Source organism: Frigoribacterium sp. UYMn621 (genome assembly GCF_040549525.1).
In the GTDB taxonomy this organism is placed as follows: domain Bacteria; phylum Actinomycetota; class Actinomycetes; order Actinomycetales; family Microbacteriaceae; genus Lacisediminihabitans.
Genome location: NZ_JBEPTM010000012.1, coordinates 37,667 through 55,504 on the forward strand (window position 1 = coordinate 37,667; position 17,838 = coordinate 55,504).

Annotated in this window: 13 protein-coding genes; 8 read left to right on the forward strand and 5 right to left on the reverse strand. The window is 66.2% G+C overall.

Annotation, left to right across the window (positions count from 1 at the left end; genetic code table 11):
- Positions 1–29: 29 nt before the first annotated feature.
- From sucB to ABIB54_RS15310, 3 genes are all read right to left on the reverse strand, one after another.
- A complete protein-coding gene (sucB, locus tag ABIB54_RS15300) occupies positions 30–1,595 on the reverse strand; it encodes a 2-oxoglutarate dehydrogenase, E2 component, dihydrolipoamide succinyltransferase (RefSeq protein ID WP_354576375.1) in 1,566 nt (521 codons plus the stop codon).
- Between the two features lie 72 nt (positions 1,596–1,667).
- Positions 1,668–3,041, reverse strand: a complete 1,374-nt coding sequence (gene lpdA, locus ABIB54_RS15305) for a dihydrolipoyl dehydrogenase (RefSeq protein WP_354576376.1) — start codon at positions 3,039–3,041, stop codon at positions 1,668–1,670.
- A 102-nt stretch (positions 3,042–3,143) separates the two neighbouring features.
- The gene (locus ABIB54_RS15310) at positions 3,144–4,637 is read right to left on the reverse strand and encodes a leucyl aminopeptidase (protein WP_354576377.1); all 1,494 of its coding nucleotides are present in this window, start codon (positions 4,635–4,637) and stop codon (positions 3,144–3,146) included.
- Positions 4,638–4,753: 116 nt separating this feature from the next.
- Between ABIB54_RS15310 and ABIB54_RS15315 the strand changes: the two genes are divergently transcribed.
- The 7 genes from ABIB54_RS15315 (at position 4,754) to ABIB54_RS15345 (ending at position 12,558) form a co-directional block, all read left to right on the forward strand.
- A complete protein-coding gene (locus ABIB54_RS15315; protein ID WP_354576378.1) occupies positions 4,754–5,683 on the forward strand; it encodes a proteasome assembly chaperone family protein in 930 nt (309 codons plus the stop codon).
- Between the two features lie 99 nt (positions 5,684–5,782).
- A complete protein-coding gene (locus tag ABIB54_RS15320) occupies positions 5,783–7,129 on the forward strand; it encodes an MFS transporter (RefSeq protein WP_354576379.1) in 1,347 nt (448 codons plus the stop codon).
- A 241-nt stretch (positions 7,130–7,370) separates the two neighbouring features.
- Positions 7,371–8,720: an RNA polymerase sigma factor gene (locus tag ABIB54_RS15325; RefSeq protein WP_354576380.1), complete on the forward strand. Its 1,350-nt coding sequence runs from the start codon at positions 7,371–7,373 to the stop codon at positions 8,718–8,720.
- 8 nt (positions 8,721–8,728) lie between these two features.
- A complete protein-coding gene (locus ABIB54_RS15330) occupies positions 8,729–10,063 on the forward strand; it encodes a MurT ligase domain-containing protein (protein WP_354576381.1) in 1,335 nt (444 codons plus the stop codon).
- Positions 10,060–10,797 carry a type 1 glutamine amidotransferase gene (locus ABIB54_RS15335; protein ID WP_354576382.1) on the forward strand — a complete coding sequence of 246 codons (738 nt, stop codon included), beginning with the start codon at positions 10,060–10,062 and terminating at the stop codon, positions 10,795–10,797. Before ABIB54_RS15330 ends, ABIB54_RS15335 begins: the two co-directional genes overlap by 4 nt.
- A gap of 34 nt (positions 10,798–10,831) precedes the next feature.
- Positions 10,832–11,497, forward strand: coding sequence for an alanine racemase (locus ABIB54_RS15340; RefSeq protein WP_354576399.1), 666 nt, complete (start codon positions 10,832–10,834; stop codon positions 11,495–11,497).
- Positions 11,497–12,558: an alanine racemase gene (locus ABIB54_RS15345; RefSeq protein WP_354576383.1), complete on the forward strand. Its 1,062-nt coding sequence runs from the start codon at positions 11,497–11,499 to the stop codon at positions 12,556–12,558. Before ABIB54_RS15340 ends, ABIB54_RS15345 begins: the two co-directional genes overlap by 1 nt.
- A 119-nt stretch (positions 12,559–12,677) precedes the next feature.
- On the opposite strand, the gene ABIB54_RS15350 is transcribed toward ABIB54_RS15345, so the two are convergent.
- Positions 12,678–12,914 (reverse strand): DUF7455 domain-containing protein, encoded by a 237-nt coding sequence (locus tag ABIB54_RS15350; RefSeq protein WP_354576384.1) that lies wholly within the window; start codon positions 12,912–12,914, stop codon positions 12,678–12,680.
- Positions 12,915–13,137: 223 nt separating this feature from the next.
- Between ABIB54_RS15350 and ABIB54_RS15355 the strand changes: the two genes are divergently transcribed.
- Positions 13,138–15,237 carry a DNA gyrase/topoisomerase IV subunit B gene (locus ABIB54_RS15355; RefSeq protein WP_354576385.1) on the forward strand — a complete coding sequence of 700 codons (2,100 nt, stop codon included), beginning with the start codon at positions 13,138–13,140 and terminating at the stop codon, positions 15,235–15,237.
- 110 nt (positions 15,238–15,347) lie between these two features.
- Here ABIB54_RS15355 and ABIB54_RS15360 read toward each other — a convergent pair whose 3' ends face one another.
- Positions 15,348–17,810: a DNA gyrase/topoisomerase IV subunit A gene (locus ABIB54_RS15360; protein ID WP_354576386.1), complete on the reverse strand. Its 2,463-nt coding sequence runs from the start codon at positions 17,808–17,810 to the stop codon at positions 15,348–15,350.
- Positions 17,811–17,838: the final 28 nt, after the last annotated feature.

Consider the following 17,838-nt stretch of genomic DNA (forward strand, 5'->3'; position numbering starts at 1 on the left):
AGCCGAGATCTCTCAGTAGTCGAGTCTTCTCAGTAGCCGAGATTTCCGGCGAAGTCGCCGCCTTCGAGGCGATTCTTCACGGCAACGAGGAAGCGGGCGGCGTCCGCACCATCCACGATCCGGTGGTCGTACGACAGGGCGAGGTAGACCGTTGAGCGAATCGCGATCGCGTCAAGCCCACCACTCGAGACGACGACCGGCTTCTTGGCGACGATTCCGGTGCCGAGGATCGCGGACTGCGGAAGGAACACGATCGGGGTGTCGAACAACGCTCCGCGTGAACCGGTGTTCGTCAGCGTGAAGGTGCCGCCGGCCAGCTCATCGGGCTTCAGCTTGTTGTCGCGGGTGCGGGCGGCGAGGTCCGCGATCTGCGCGGAGAGACCGGCGAGATCGAGAGACCCGGCATCCCGGATGACCGGCGTCAGAAGACCGCGCTCGGTATCGACCGCGATCGAGATGTTCTCCTGGGGCGGGTACACGATCGTGTCACCGTCGATCGTGGCGTTGATGATCGGGAATGCCTTGAGGGCCTCCGCTGCAGCAAGCGCGAAGAACGGCAGGAAGGACAGCTTCTGGCCGGTCTTCGAGAGGAACTCCGCCTTCACCGAGTCGCGGAAGTTCGCCACGAGGGTGACATCCACCTCCACCACCGAAGTGAGCTGCGCAGAGGACTGCATCGAGATGACGGCACGCTCTGCGATGACCTTGCGGAGTCGAGACATCGGAACGCTTGTGCCGCGCAGGGGGGAAGTCTCCAGTGCCGCTGCGGCAACGGCGGGAGCGGCCGCAGCGGGCGCCTCCGCAGAGTCCGGTAGGGCCGAGGTCGCGGTGAGCACGTCTTCCTTGCGGATCCGTCCGCCGACTCCGGAGCCGGCGATCGTCGAGAGGTCGATTCCCTTCTCGTGTGCCAGCTTGCGCACGAGGGGGGTGACGTAACCCGGGTTGGCATCCACCGAGGGAGCCGCGGCGGGTGCCGGAGCCGCGGCGGGCGCGGGAGCCGGTGCTTCCGCAGCGGCAGCTTCCACAGCCGGAGCCGGGTCGACGACGTCGGCAGGTGCCGGGGCGGAGGCCGCGGCGGGTGCTTCTTCTCCTGGAGCGGGAGCATCGGCGGAGGGAACCTCTTCGACCGGTGCCTCTGCAACCGGTGCCTCTGCCTGTGGGGCAGCGGCGGGCTCCGGAGCGGGAGGAGCCTGCGGTGCTGCGGGTGCCTGCGGCGGAGCCGAGACCTGCTCGGGTGCGGCGGCGACGGGCTCTGGCTGCGCTTCTGAGACGGGCTGAGCGTCCTCCGGCGGTGCGGGCGTGACGGCGACCGGGACAGACTCCGCGGGGGCCTGGGGTGTCGCATCCGATGATCCGGATCCGTCCCCGATCGTCACGAGAGGGGTGCCGACCTCGACGGTCTCGTCCTCAGCCACCAGGATGGCTTCGATCACGCCGGCGATGGGCGACGGGATCTCCGTGTCGACCTTGTCGGTCGAGACTTCGAGCAGCGGCTCGTCCACCTCGACGCGGTCGCCCACGTTCTTCAACCAGCGGGTTACCGTGCCCTCGGTGACACTCTCTCCGAGTGCCGGGAGGTTGACGGATTCGCTCATCAGTGATGCTCCTTTAGACCAGTTCTGTTTGTTTAGCTTAGTTCGATGACGGCGCGCCTCTTGGCGCGACGCCTACATCGCGTGGAGCGGTTTTCCGGCCAGTGCGAGGAATGCCTCGCCGAGGGCTTCGTCCTGTGTGGGGTGCGCGTGGAGCAGCGGCGCGAGGTCCTCGGGGTAGGCCTCCCAGTTCACGACGAGCTGGGCCTCTCCGATGAGTTCCCCGACGCGTGCACCGATCATGTGCATTCCGACGACCGGGCCGTCGTTTACCCTCACGACCTTGATCGATCCGGCGGTGCCGATGATGTGGCTCTTGCCGTTTCCGGCGAGGTTGTAGTCGTAGGTGGTGACCTTGTCGGCCCCGTACTTCTCCTGCGCCTTGACCTCGGAGAGGCCGACCGATGCGACCTCAGGGTCGGAGTAGGTGACCTTCGGGATGTTGATGTCCTCGATGACGATCGGGTTGAGCCCCGCGATCTCTTCGGCGACGAAGATGCCCTGCTGGAATCCGCGGTGCGCGAGCTGGAGGCCCGGAACGATGTCGCCGACGGCATATACATTCGGAACGCTCGTGAGGAGTCGTTCGTTCGTGATGACGAATCCGCGGTCCATCGTCACGCCGACCTCTTCGTATCCGAGGTTGGCCGTCGCCGGTCCACGTCCGACGGCGACGAGCAGGAGCTCGGCCTCGAAGGTCTGGCCGTCTTCGAGCGTGACGACGACGCCGTCGTCGTTCTGGGTGACGCTCTGGAAGCGGATACCGAGGCTGAAGTTGATGCCGCGCTTGCGGAATGCGCGCTCGAACTGCTTGCTGATGGCCTCATCCTCATTGGGCACGAGGTGCGGCAGCGCTTCGACGATCTGCACGTCTGTGCCCCACGACTTCCAGACGCTGGAGAACTCGACGCCGATCACACCGCCGCCGAGTACGAGCACCTTCTTCGGCACGAAGTCGAGTTCGAGTGCCTGTTCGGAGGTGATGACGCGTCCGCCGATTTCGAGGCCCGGGAGCGATCGGGAGTACGACCCGGTGGCGAGAATCACGTTCTTGCCGACGAGGCTGTGCTCGCCGACGGTGACGGTGTTGGCCGCGGTGAGACGACCCTCGCCCTCGATCACGGTGATTCCGCGGGCCTTGATCAGTCCCTGGAGCCCCTTGTACTTGCTCGCGACGATTCCCTCGCGGTACGCGGTGACCGCGGCGATGTCGATTCCCTCGAAGGTGGAGGTGACCCCGTACTTCGCGGATTCACGCGTGACGTCGGCGACTTCAGCCGAGTGCAGCAGCGCCTTCGTGGGGATACACCCCACGTGCAGGCAGGTACCGCCCACTTTTCCCTTTTCGACGAGGGCGACGGAGAACCCCAGTTGGCTTGCTCGCAGCGCTGCAGCGTATCCGCCGCTTCCCGCTCCGAGGATGACGATGTCGAAGTTCTGCTCAGGCACCCGGCGACTCCCTTGGGTTTCTTTGTGAGGTGTGCGTGTGTCCCGGCCATTGACGGGCCACGGACCGCGTGGCCCGATTATTTTCGGGCCACAAAGACCTTACTACGCGAGCGAAATCTCCTCAGCCAGCGCGATCAGAGTTCGCACAGCAACGCCGCTCGGGCCGGTCCCGATGTATCCGTATCCGCCCCCGGCGTTGTGGGCAGGTCCAGCGACGTCGATATGAGCCCAGGGGATGCGGCCCGCGGTGGAATCCGCCTGCGGACCGACGAATTCCTGCAGGAAGACCCCGGCGAGGAGCATGCCGGCGGCGGTGTTGCCGATCTTCGCATTCGCGATGTCCGCGACATCGGACTTGAGGAGGGCCCGGAGCTCGCCCGGGAGTGGCATCGGCCAGAGCTGCTCGCCGACGGCGCGAGCCGTCGCGGCGACCCGGCCGACGAGAGCGTCATCGCCCATTACTCCGGAATAGCGATCGCCGAGCGCGACGCGCTGGGCACCGGTGAGCGTTGCGACGTCGATGATGGCATCCGGAAACTCCTCGCTCGCGGCGACGAGCCCATCGGCCATGACGAGGCGGCCTTCGGCATCGGTGTTGAGCACCTCGACGGTCGTGCCGCCCTTCATGCGCAGCACGTCGTTCGGGCGGATCGCCGATCCCGACGGCATGTTCTCCGCCAGGCACAACCACGCGGTGAGACGGATGTCGAGACCGAGCCGTGCCGCGGCGAAGACCGCGGCCATGACCGTCGCCGCGCCGGCCATGTCGTACTTCATCCCCACCATGCCGGCCGGCGGCTTGAGGGACAGCCCCCCGGTATCGAAGGTGATGCCCTTACCGACGAGAGCGAGGTGGGAACTCGCGGTGGTGGGGGAGTAGCTGATCTTCACCAGTCGCGGTGCGCGGGTGGATCCCTGGCCCACTCCGAGGATCCCCCCGAAGTCTCCGGCGAGGAGTTCGTCCTCCGCCAGTACCTCCACCTCGACGGGCAGGTCTTCGGCGAGCTCGAGCACGGCGTCGGCAAAGCTCTCGGGAAAGAGGTCAGACGGGGGTGCGTTGACGAGATCGCGCACCGAATGGATGGCCGCCGCCACGATCGCGGCGCGCGAGACGAGTTCGTCATTGGTTGCGATCTCCGTGGCGATGGTGATCTCCGTTGCCGGGAGCTTCGTCTTCTCGAGGGTCGCTGACCGGTAGGCCGTGTAGGAATAGGCGCCGATCGCTGCCCCTTCCAGCACCGCGAGCACCTCGGCCGACGACACTGTCGGTAGCGCGATCACCAGCGAGGTCACGCCGGTGAGCCGACGGGATGCCGTTCCGGCGGCGTAGCGCAGCGAGTCTGCGGTGGGCGTCGATGCGCCGAGGCCGACGAGCGCGATGCTTCGGGCGCTGCCGATCGCCGCGGGCACCCGCACCAATTCGTCGACTCCACCGGTGACTCCGATGCCGTCGATGTTGGCCGCGAGGTCGGCGAATGCTGCGTCATCCGAGACGAGGCGAGGCCCGTCATCCGTCGCCCGCACCCCCAGCACGAGCACGTCGGCGGTGAGCGAGAGAAGCGAGGCGGAGGAAAGGGCGAGAGAGGGCACGGTCATTGCGCCATCGTATCCGCGCCGCCGTCAGCGGGCTGTGCCGGCGTCGGCATCGCCTGTTCGCTCTCGGCACCAACCGGACGGGAGCGTGCGGTAACCACCGCGATTAGAGTTAAACAATGCACAATCCCGAGGGTCTCTACGAACTGAATCCGGCCGTCATCGACGTGCCGGAGGGGCTCGATCTCGTGGCCGGCCTCACAGGCTTTGCGGATGCCGGAGCCGCCGTCACCCAGTTGAGCGAATACCTGCTCGACACCGTCGATCACCGAGAAGTGGCGACTTTCGACGCCGACATCCTGCTCGACTACCGCGCCCGCCGCCCCACCATCTACTTCGACCAGGATCATCTGGCCGACTACCGACCGCCGCGTCTCTCGCTCTCACTGGCGACTGATGAGATCGGCCAGCCGTTCCTGTTCCTCACCGGTTTCGAACCCGACTTCCAGTGGGAGCGCTTCAGCGACGCGGTGATGCACCTCATCGCCCGTTTCAAGGTGAAGACCACCACCTGGGTGCATGCGATCCCCATGCCGGTTCCGCACACTCGTCCGATCGGGGTGACCGTCAGCGGCAACCGCACGGAACTCATCGACGCGATGTCCATCTGGAAACCGCGCACCCAGGTACCGGCGAATGCGCTCCATCTGGTCGAATACCGCTTGCAGCAGCAGTCGCACCCGACAGCGGGTTTCGTCCTGCTCATTCCGCACTACCTCGCCGATACCGAATTTCCGGATGCGGCGGTGAAGGCTCTCGAATCGATCAGCGCGGCCACCGGGCTGATCTTCCCCACCGACGCCCTCCGCGAAGAGGGCCGGGACTTCCTGACCAAGATCGACAGCCAGGTGGAATCGAACCCTGAGCTCGCGCGCTTGGTCGGCACTCTCGAGGAACGCCACGACTCCTACATGGAGGGCAACCCGTTGCGGTCTCCCCTCACCGATATGGACGGCGAACTCCCGTCGGCGGACGAGATTGCGGCAGAGCTGGAGAACTTCCTGGCCGCTCGACGCAACGGCGAAGAGCCGGAGCCGTTCTCCCTCTGAGTCCCGCTGAGTCCTCCGCCCGAGCGGTGGACTCCGTGCTGGCGGCTCACCCGGCTGGCCGCCGGGGGGCAGTTTGTCGGTCAGGGCTACAGTTGACAGGTGAATTCGCGGCGCTCCTGGCTCATCTGGGGAGTCGCCCTCTTCGCGTACGTGATCGCCGTGATGCAGCGCACCTCCCTCGGGGTGTCCGGCATCGAGGCGGCTCATCGCTTCGACGTGTCGGCCTCCGCGCTGTCCAGCCTCGCGGTCGTGCAGTTGATCGTCTATGCCGCCCTGCAGATCCCCACCGGGGTGCTCCTCGACCGGGTGGGACCGAAGGTTCTGATCGCGGCCGGCGCCGTGCTCATGTTCGCCGGGCAGGCCACCCTCGCCATCGCCCCATCCATCGGCATCGCGATTCTGGGGCGCATCCTGGTCGGTGCCGGCGACGCCCTGACCTTCATCTCGGTCATCCGACTGCTCGCCTCGTGGTTTCGCGGGCGCATCCTTCCCCAGGTGTCCCAGTGGACGGGCAACATCGGCCAACTCGGCCAGGTGCTCTCGGCCATACCGCTGTCGCTTCTCCTGCACCGGCTGGGCTGGCAACCCGCCTTCCTTTCGGCGGCGGCGCTCTCCCTGATCGCCTCCGTGCTCGTGGTCGTCTTACTCTCCAACGGAAACCCGACGAGGCCTCCATCGGATGCCACAGCTCCCGATAGCGGGGCCGCGAGCTGGCGCGCCGCGATCCATCAGTTGCGGGAGTCATTGGCCCGCCCGGGCACCCAATTGGGCTTCTGGTCGCACTTCGTCACCCAGTCGTCCGGCACGGTCTTCTCGCTGCTGTGGGGTTTCCCCCTGCTCACCGCGGGGCTCGGCTACTCGCCCGGCACGGCCTCGGCTCTCCTCACGCTGATCGTGGTCGCGGGAGTCGTGAGCGGACCGATCCTCGGAATCCTCACCGCACGCTTCCCCCTTCGGCGGTCCAACCTGGTCATCGCCATCGTGGTGATGATCGGGGTCACCTGGACGACCGTGCTGCTCTGGCCGGGACATCCGCCGTTCTGGCTGGTCGTCACCCTCGTGGTGGTGCTCGGAATCGGCGGCCCAGGATCTCTGATCGGATTCGACTTCGCCCGCACCTTCAACCCGATGAGAAGCCTCGGTTCGGCGAATGGTGTCGTCAATGTCGGCGGCTTCCTCGCGAGCTTCGTGATGATGTACCTGATCGGGCTCGTGCTGGACCTCGAAAACACGGCGCGAGTTGCCGGGGGCGCCGCGAGCGACGTATTCGCCTGGGATTCCTTCCGGATCGCCCTTCTCGTGCAGTACCTCGTCATCGGCGCGGGGATGCTGTTTCTCGTGCGCGCGCGGAAGCGGACCCGGCTGAAGCTCCACGCCGAGGAGGGAATAGCGGTGGCCCCATTGTGGGTTTCATTGGTGAGGTTCTGGAGACGTCGAGCCGACTGACCGCCGTTATATAGCGATGTGGCCGAGTTGGCAAGGGTCATTGTGAATCCGTGCAATAATTGTCGTAAGACCCGTTCAGGTCGTTGTGATTGTTCCGCGGCACCGCTGCGTGAAAGATCAGGACTTGACATGGGTCTTAGTGCTGCCCGAAAAACCCGGCGATCATGGTATGCCGAGCGAGGGTCGTTCTACCAACAATGGGCGTGTAACGCCTGAAGAACTACTAGTGAAAGGTGTCCCGATGGCCACCCGAACCAAAACCACCGCGGTAGCGGAACCCGATGTCGCCGAAGGGGTCAGCGCCGACCTCTCGGATGCCGCGGCCGCGCCCGCGAAGTCCACGCCCGTGAAGAAGGCAGCCCCGGCGAAGAAGGCGGCAGCCGCCAAGGCACCCGCAGCCGCCAAGGCACCCGCCAAGAAGGCGCCGGCCAAGCGCGCCGGCAAGGCTGCGAACTCCGATGAGGAAGACGGCCCCGACGACGAGGCCGACACCGAGGCGGAAGTCGTCGTCGTGGTCGATGACGGCAAGGACGATGACGCGAAGGAAGAGACCGCAGAGGATTCCGACGAGGAGAAGGAGGACAAGACCGTAGAGGTCCTGCCCTCCGGTGCGCTCGTGTTGTCTCTCGTCGACGACGAAGACGAAGTTCCGGTCTACTCCTCGGCGATCACCGGTGCCACCGCCGACCCGGTCAAGGACTACCTCAAGCAGATCGGAAAGGTCGCCCTTCTCAACGCTGCCGAGGAGGTCGAGCTCGCCATGCGCATCGAGGCGGGGCTCTTCGCCGAGGACAAGCTCGCCGACATGACCCCGGCAGAACTCAAGTCGCAGCTCGGACGTGAGCTCACCTGGGTGGCGAAGGACGGACAGCGCGCCAAGAGCCACCTGCTCGGAGCCAACCTCCGACTCGTCGTCTCGCTCGCAAAGCGCTACACGGGTCGCGGAATGCAGTTCCTCGACCTCATCCAAGAGGGCAACCTCGGGCTCATCCGCGCCGTCGAGAAGTTCGACTACACCAAGGGCTTCAAGTTCTCCACCTACGCGACCTGGTGGATCCGCCAGGCGATCACGCGAGCGATGGCCGACCAGGCCCGCACCATCCGTATCCCGGTGCACATGGTCGAGGTCATCAACAAGCTCGCTCGCGTGCAGCGCCAGATGCTGCAGGATCTCGGTCGCGAGCCCACCCCGGAGGAGTTGAGCCGCGAGCTCGACATGACCCCCGAGAAGGTCATCGAGGTGCAGAAATACGGGCGCGAGCCCATCTCGCTGCACACCCCCCTCGGCGAGGATGGCGACAGCGAGTTCGGCGACCTCATCGAAGACACCGAAGCTGTCGTGCCGGCGGATGCCGTCGGCTTCACCATGCTGCAGAAGCAGCTCGAGTCCCTTCTCGATTCGCTCTCCGAGCGCGAGGCCGGCGTCATCCGCATGCGTTTCGGACTCGGCGATGGAATGCCGAAGACCCTCGACCAGATCGGTGACACGTTCGGCGTGACGCGCGAGCGCATCCGCCAGATCGAGTCGAAGACGATGGCGAAACTGCGCCACCCGTCGCGGTCGCAGTCTCTCCGCGACTACCTCGAGTAAACCGCGTGGTGAGCGAGCAGAAAACAGGCGGGCTCCGCGGGCTCAGGTACTTCTTCCCCGTCGTGGCAGGCAAGGCCGTGCGCGCCCTCGCGAAGCTGCGTGGCGGCGGATCCGCGTTTCCGGGATACGTCACCACGAGGATGGCGCCGCATTTCCTGCGGGATGTCACGGGCCAGTTCCGCTACGGCATCGTCTACGTGCTGGGCAGCAACGGCAAGTCCACGACCACCCACATGCTGACCGAGGTGCTGAGGGGCCACGGACTCACCGTGTTCACCAATCCCTCCGGGGCGAATCTCCCGCAGGGGATCGCATCGTCGATCCTCGCGGAGTCGAGCGTGCTCGGACGGGTGGATGCGGACATCGGCGTGTTGGAGGTCGATGAGGCCTTCGCCCTCGAGTTCGCCGCGGTCGTGCCGCCGTCGACGGTGCTCGTGCTGAACACGCAGGTCGACCAGCTCTATCGCTTCTATGAGACCGAGCGTGTCGCCGACATGATGCTGGACACCGCCCAGCAGGCGAGGTTGCACATCGTGACGAACCGCGAAGATCCCTACCTGTCGAAGATCGCCCGCCGCTATGTCGATGGAGATTCCACGACCGCGCCCGACATCACCTACTTCGGAGCCTCAGCCGAAGTCATCGAGCGTGCCCCGCACGGGCTGTTCAATGCGAAGGACTACCGCGACCACGCGGTGCAGGCCGAATCCCATCGAGCCCTCGCCGAATTGGTGGCCACCGACCGCGCGGGCGCCACGATCACCGTCGACGGCACCAGCGTCGTCGTGACCCTGCCCGCGAAGGGGCTCCACTACGCCATCGATGCCGCAGCGGCGCTGGCCACGGCGGCGGTCATCCTCGGAGACCGCTTCGACGGGGCATCCTCGGCCGCGGCATTCGCGGCGATGAAGCCGGCTTACGGGCGTGGCGAGCTGCTCGACTTCACCAACCGCGAGGGCGTGAACGAGCAGGTCGAATTCGTGATGTTCAAGAATGCCGCGAGCCTGCAACTGAACCTCGATGCCCTTCCGGAGCCGCCGGAGCAGGTACTCCTTGCCATCGATGAGGGCACGCCCGACATCTCCTGGATCTACGACATCGACTTCGCCGCTCTGGATCATGTCGACGTCATCACCGGGGCAAAGGCGTGGCAGATCGCGCTGCGTCTCGAGCACGAAGGGATCACCATCGGGGTGGTCGAACCCGACCTGAAAAAGGCGATCGACATCATGCGCGCCCTGCCCCGACCGTCCACCGGGTTGAAGACCTGGATCGTGAACTACGAGATCATGATGCTCGCGCGTAAGCAGATCGGTTTCCTCGAACTGGAGAACCAGCGATGAGCGCCCTGACGATAGTGCAGCTCTACCCGGATGAACTCGGCGTGGCCGGAGATCGCGGCAATGTCATGGCTTTGACAAAGCGACTCGAGCACGCCGGACACTCGGTCACCGTAGTCGCGCACGAAGTGGGATCCGAACTGCCGACGGACGTGGATCTCGTCGTCGTGGGCAACGGTCCACTGTCGGCGATGCGCAACATCCACTCCGACCTGCTGGCGAATGGGGACCGGCTGCGGGCGCTCCGCGAAAGCGGAGTGCCGATCTTCGCCTACGGCTCCGGGGCTGAGCTGCTCGGCCACTCGATCTCCCTCCTCGACGGGGGGTCCCTCGAGGGGCTCAGCATCCTCCCCTTGACGGCGACCCGCGTGGCCACCCGATCCGTCGGCTATGTCATCGTCGACTCTCCATTCGGCCAGATCGTCGGCTTCGAAGACAACGCATCGCGCTGGACGCTGGATTCCGGTGCCAAGCCGCTCGGGATTCTCGAGGCGGGAACGGGCAACGGGGAAGGATCGGTCGAGGGCGTGCTCGACGGTAGTGCGATCGGCACCCAGGTCGGCGGCCCCGTACTGCCCCTCAACCCCCTTCTCACCGACGCGATCATCGCCTCGGTGGCGGAGCGTCGCGGCCTGCCCGCAACCTCGTCAGCGGCAAACGAGAGCCTCGACCTCTACGCCACGCGGGCCCGAGAAGTGATCATCTCCCACGCGAAGCACGTATTCTCGAGGATCTAGGTTCGCCAGGACCTTGGTCTCGGTGCGAGAGGTGATGACGCTGCCCGGTTCACGCATACACAGCGCGAGCATCGACCTCTCGGCGATCCGTGACAACGCCGCCGTGCTCGCGCGCCGGGCTGGTTCTCGCGTGCTGCTGGCCGATGTGAGGGCGGATGCCTATGGGCACGGCCTCACCGCGGTGACCGACGCCGCCCTGGACGGTGGCGCCTTCGTGCGGGATCTCGACTTCGCCGCATCCGCCGACCCGAATAGCGGGTTCGTCTCCGCGGGCGTCGCGCTGTACGGCCTCTCGTCCGATCCCGAACTGCGGCCAGCCATGCGAGTGAGCGCGCTCGTCGTCGGAACGAAGACCATCGATGCGGGCGAGAGCGTGTCCTATGGCTACACCTGGACAGCGAGTGAACGGACCAACCTGGCGCTGGTCGGCATCGGCTACGCCGACGGCCTCGACCGCATCGCCAGCAACGTGGGATCCCTCCTTCTCGGGGGAGTCGCGCGGCGCATCGTGGGGCGCGTTGCCATGAACGCGCTGGTGCTCGAGCTCGGAGAGGGCTCGGCCGCGATCGGCGACGAAGCCGTCGTCTTCGGCGATCCTGGTGCGGGTGAACCGGCGGTGTGGGACTGGGCCGGCAGCCTCGGGCGTCCCTCCGCCGAGATCGTCTCCGTCTTCGGCAGTCACCTGCCGCGGGAGTACTGATGGCGTCGTCCGATCCGATGACGGTGCCGACGGCGACGGTGGATCTGTCCGCCTACCGTCGCAACCTCGCGCGACTCAGCGAGCGGATCGCACCGGCCGCACTGATGGCGGTGGTGAAGGCGGATGCCTACGGCCACGGTCTCGTGCCTGTTGCGCGCGCCGCGGTGGAGGCGGGACTCGGATGGATCGGCTCCCTCGACATCGAGACCGGTCTGATACTGCGCGAGAACGGCATCCCGCGCGAGGTGGCGGTGTTCACCTGGCTGCTCGGACCCGGTGAGGACTATGCGGCGGCGATCGAGGCCGAGTTGGACCTCGGCGTGTCGACGATCGGCCAGCTCGAGGCGATCGCGGGTGCCGGCGCCCCCCTGCGAGCGCGGGTTCACCTCAAGATCGATACCGGCCTCCACCGCAACGGCGCGAGCATCCACGAATGGCCCGGACTCGTGGCGCGGGCCATCGAGCTGTCCGATCGCGTCGAGCTCGTCGGAGCCTGGACCCACATCGCCGAGGCCTCGGACGACGACGACTCGATCGCCATCGAACGTTTCACCACAGCGGTCGCCGTGGCGGAGGGGCTAGGCGCACGCTTTGCCGTCCGCCATCTCGCGGCCAGCGCAGCCGCGTTCGCGAGGGCCGACGCGCGTTTCGATCTGGTGCGGATCGGGGCCTTCTCCTACGGCATCTCCCCTGGGGGCGGCATCACTCCCTCATCGCTGTGGCTGGAACCGGTGATGACCCTGACGGCCCCCGTCATCGCCGTGCGTGATGGACTCGCGACCGTCGGCATCGGCTTCGGTGACGGCATCCCGAGCGCAGCGGCCGGGGTCCTGCAACTCTCCATCTATGGTCGCCTCCACGAGATCGTCGCGGTGCACATCGACACCCTCGTGGTCGAAACGGGGGAGGCGCTGGTGCGATCGGGTGACACTGCGGTGCTCTTCGGCAGTGGCGCGGACGGCGAGCCGACGCTGCAGGAGTGGGCCGACGAGCTCGGCACGATCGGTGAAGAGATCGTGACGCGACTGAGTCCGCGAATCCGGCGCCGGTTTTTCGAGTGAGTGTCCCGCGCCGAGCGAGCTGAGCACCGCTACCCAGTCAGCACAGCACTCCGCAGACAGCACAGCGCCCCCGGCCGGAGCCGAGGGCGCTGTCTGAAATCGAGGGGGGCGGTAGCCGCTTAGGCGCGGTTGTCCTGGAGCAGTCGGTCTGACTCGTCGTGCCAGTCGCTGGCGACCGTCGCGAGCTTCTCCTGGTACTTCTTGCCGTGGTGTGCGCAGAACAGCAGTTCGCTGGAACCGATGGCGACACGGATGTAGGCCTGTGCGCCGCAGCTGTCGCAGCGGTCTGCCGCAGTGAGCTGGTGGCTCGAGTCGAGTTCGTTCACCGCGGTCGTGGTGGGTGCAATCTGAGTCATGAGTTGCTCCTCCGGTTTCCTATCAATAATTCGTTGTTCCTATCCAAACACGCGCGGATTACATCGTGATGACGAAACCCGTGTATTTCGCTGAACGCGTAGCACCCAGTGGTGGGGGTGTCGCACGTCGGGGACGGTGACGTTGGTCGTTAGTGTTTAACGCGGCCCGGCCAGCATCCATTCCCGTTCACGCGATGCCGGCGGCGCCGCGAAGGAGATTCACTTGGCGAGTTCGGACTATTCCGCGCGGCACCTCTCGGTGCTCGAGGGCCTCGAGGCCGTGCGGAAGCGCCCAGGAATGTACATCGGATCCACGGATTCCCGTGGGCTCATGCACTGCCTGTGGGAGATCATCGACAATTCCGTCGACGAAGCGCTCGGCGGCAACGGCGACGAGATCAGCGTGGTGCTCCACTCGGACAACAGCGTCGAGGTCCGGGACCGCGCGCGTGGCATCCCGGTCGATATCGAGCCGAAGACCGGACTCTCCGGCGTCGAGGTCGTCTTCACGAAGCTCCACGCCGGCGGCAAATTCGGCAGTGGATCGTATGCAGCTTCCGGGGGACTGCACGGCGTGGGGGCATCCGTCGTCAACGCGCTGTCGGAGCGACTCGACGTCGAAGTCGACCGCGACGGCAAGACCTGGGCGATGTCATTCCACCGCGGGGAGCCGGGAACCTTCGCAGACTCCGCGGACGGCCCGAGGGCCGATGCGGTGTTCACCCCGTTCGAGAACAAGAGCGAGCTGAGAGTCGTGGGCAAGGTCGCGCGCGGCGTGACCGGCACTCGGATCCGGTACTGGGCGGATCCGCAGATCTTCAGCCGAGGCACCACCTTCCAGACCGACGAGCTCTCGACCCGCGCCCGACAGACCGCGTTTCTCGTGCGCGGTCTCGGCATCGCCATCACCGACGAGCGCGGCGAGGAGCCGAGCACCGAACTCTTCCGCTTCGACGGCGGGATCGGCGAGTACGTGGACTTCCTCGCTCCCGACACGGCCCTCACGGAGACGTGGCGGATGTCGGGAACCGGCACTTTCAGCGAGACCGTTCCCGTGCTCGACGACAAGGGACACATGGTCGCGACCGAACTCGAGCGCGAGTGCGAGGTGGATATCGCGCTGCGCTGGGGTACCGGTTACGAGACGGTCTTCCGCAGCTACGTGAACATCATCGCCACGCCGAAGGGCGGCACCCACCAGGCCGGCTTCGAAGCCGGCATGCTCAAGTTCCTGCGCTCCCAGGTCGAGCAGAACGCGCGCCGGCTCAAGGTCGGCACGGGGGCGAACAGCACGGAGAAGATCGAGAAGGACGACATCCTCGCCGGGCTCACTGCGGTCTTGACGGTGCGGCTTCCGGAGCCGCAGTTCGAGGGGCAGACCAAGGAGATCCTCGGGACTCCGGCCGTGCGCAACATCGTGGCTGCCGTGGTGGCGAAGACCATGGCCGAGAGGTTCGGCTCGCCCAAGCGCGACGACAAGACCCAGTCGGCTCTGGTGCTCGACAAGATCGTCGCGGAGATGAAGTCCCGCATCTCTGCGCGGGCGCACAAGGAGACGCAGCGCCGCAAGAACGCGCTCGAGAACTCGTCCCTTCCGGCAAAGCTCGTGGACTGCCGCAGCTCGGATGTCGCCAACAGCGAGCTCTTCATCGTGGAGGGGGACTCCGCGCTCGGCACGGCCAAGCTGGCCCGTGACAGCGAGTATCAGGCGCTCCTGCCCATCCGCGGCAAGATCCTCAATGTGCAGAAGGCATCGGTCTCCGACATGCTGGGGAACGCCGAATGCGCCTCGATCATCCAGGTGATCGGTGCCGGTTCCGGGCGAAGCTTCGACCTTGCGACCGCGCGGTACGGCAAGGTGATCATCATGAGCGATGCGGATGTCGACGGTGCCCACATCCGCACCCTGCTGCTCACGTTGTTCTTCCGCTACATGCCCGACATGATCAGGGACGGGCGGGTGTATGCGGCGGTTCCCCCGCTGCACCGGGTGATCGTGATGAATCCCGGAACGAAGCCGAACGAGACGATCTACACCTACTCGGAGCAGGAACTCACTGGCGTGCTCACGGGGCTGAAGAAGTCCAACAGGCGCTACCAGGATCCCATCCAGCGCTACAAGGGGCTCGGTGAAATGGATGCCGACCAGTTGGCGACCACCACGATGGACCGGCACCACCGCACCCTACGGCGAGTGCAGATCACCGACGCGGTGAATGCCGAGCGCGTGTTCGAGTTGCTCATGGGAAACGATGTGGCCCCACGCAAGGACTTCATCATCGCCGGTTCCGACGGACTGTCCCGCGAACGCATCGACGTCTGAGACGAGCGCCCGCGGGTGAGACCCGCCCCCGCATCCTCGGCGCGTGCCGCCCGGTGGCGCGGAGGCCGGCGGCATCTCAGCTCGACCGTGCCCGAACTGAGGGGCCGAACTCAGCGGATCGGGCTGCCGATCGAGCCGATTGGGCCGTCGAGCGGGGTTCCGGATGCGTCGCGCTTGGCTCCAGCCTCTGGCAATGAGCGCACCGCGCCATCCGCACCGACAGCGAGCGGGGGAGCGACACCGGCCCAGGCCACCGCGAGCTGGTCTTCGCCCTTGAGGAACGAATGCGCGCGCACCCCGCCGGTCGCTCGACCCTTGCCGGGGAATTCGGACAGGGCGGAGACCTTCGCGCGGCCCGCCTCCATGCCGGCGATCGTTGCGCTGCTGCTCGAAACCGTGGTGACGACGACGTCCGACCCGGGGTCGACGGCTCCGAAGAAGATGACCGAGGCCTTTGCGCCGAGGTTGATGCCCGCCATTCCGCCGGCGGAACGGCCCTGAGGCCGCACGCTTGCCGCGGGGAAATGCAGCAACTGGGCTTCGGAGGTCACAAAGAGCAATTCGTCGGTGTCGGCAGACTGCCGCGCTCCCACGACCGAATCTCCCGGCTTGAGCGAGATGATCTCGAACTCTGGTCGGTTCGCCCAGTCTCCGGGCGTGAGCCTCTTCACGACGCCCTGCCGGGTGCCGATGGCGATCGCATCGGGAGACGTCAGCGACACCAGTGCGAGCACACGCTCCTTCTTCGCATCGATCGCGAGGTAGTCGGAGATCCGTACCCCGGCGGCGAGCTGGATGGAGTTCTCGGGAACGACGGGAAGATCCACGGGGGTGAGACGGATGAGCCGTCCGAGCGAGGTGACCGCACCGATCTCCGATCGGCTCGTCGTGACGATGGACGACAGGATCGCATCGTGCTTGGTCCGTCGGGCCGCGCGCTCCGGCAGCTCGGAGGCGACATCCGGCAGATCGACCCGGATGGCCCGACCGGTCGTCGACAGGAACACCCGGCAGGGCGTGTCCGCGATCTCGAGCACGGCCGCGGCTGCCCGGGCGGCGACGGTCGTGCCGACCGGGGGTCGCGCCTCGGTGAGCAGGGTGCGGCGGGGCGTGCCGAAGCGCTCCGCCACCTCCTCGAGCTCGTCGGAGACCAGCTGGCGCACCCGCTGCGGCCCGGTGAGCAGTTGCTCGAGCGCAGCGATTTCGGCGAGCAGCTGGTCGCGCTCCGCTTCGAGTTCGATGCGGGAGAACTTGGTGAGGCGGCGAAGCCGCAGTTCCAGGATGTATTCGGCCTGGATCTGGCTGAGGTCGAAGACATCCATCAGGCGCACGCGGGCCTGTTCCGTGTCATCGCTCGCCCGGATCACCTGGATCACCTCGTCGATGTCGAGAATCGCGACGAGCAGGCCCTCGACGAGGTGCAGGCGTTCCCTCTTGCGAGCGAGCCGATACTGGCTGCGGCGCGTGACCACCGAGATGCGGTGGTCGATGTAGACCTGCAACAGCTCACGAAGACCGAGAGTCTTCGGGCCGCCGTCGACGAGAGCGACGTTGTTGATATTGAAGGAGTCTTCGAGCGGCGTGAAGCGGAAGAGCTGTTCGAGCACCGCGTCGGGGCTGAAGCCGGTCTTGATGCCGACCACGAGCCGCAGGCCGTGTTTGCGGTCGGTGAGGTCTGTGACATCCGAGATGCCGTTGAGCTTTTTGGAGTTGACGCCGTCCTTGATCTTCTCGATCACCTTCTCGGCACCGACCATGTAGGGAAGTTCGGTGATGATGAGGCCGGCTTTTCGCGCGGTGATGTTCTCGACCGCGACGCGTGCACGGGTGCGGAAACTGCCCCGTCCGCTCTCGTAGGCATCGCGGATGCCGGAGAGCCCGATGATGGTTCCGCCGGTGGGCAGGTCGGGGCCGGGCACGAACGACATCAGGTCGTCGAGGGAGGCATCCGGATGCGCGATCAGATGACGGGCCGCGCCGATCACCTCGATGAGATTGTGAGGCGCCATGTTCGTGGCCATCCCCACGGCGATACCGGAGGCCCCGTTCACCAGCAGGTTGGGGAACGCCGACGGCAGCACCTCCGGCTGGGTCAGTTGGTTGTCGTAGTTCGGCACGAAGTCCACGACGTCTTCGTCGAGGTCCTCGGTCATGGCCATCGCGGCGGCGGTGAGACGGGCTTCGGTGTAGCGGGGAGCAGCCGGTCCGTCATCGAGGGTTCCGAAGTTTCCGTGGCCGTCGATGAGGGGCACCCGCAGGATGAAGCTCTGGGCGAGCCGCACCATCGCATCGTAGATCGACGCGTCACCGTGTGGATGCAGCTTGCCCATCACCTCACCGGTGACGCGAGCGGACTTCACGTGACCGCGGTCGGGGCGCAGGCCCATCTCGGTCATCTGGTACAGGATTCGGCGCTGAACCGGCTTGAGCCCGTCGCGGGCGTCGGGAAGGGCTCGAGAGTAGATCACGGAGTAGGCGTACTCGAGGAACGACCCCTCCATCTCGGTGGAGACGTCGACGGTGTCGATGCGTTCCCCGCTGGGCTGCGCAGGAGGGATTTCGGGAGTAGTCATAGGATTGCCCCCATGCTACCGGCCACCA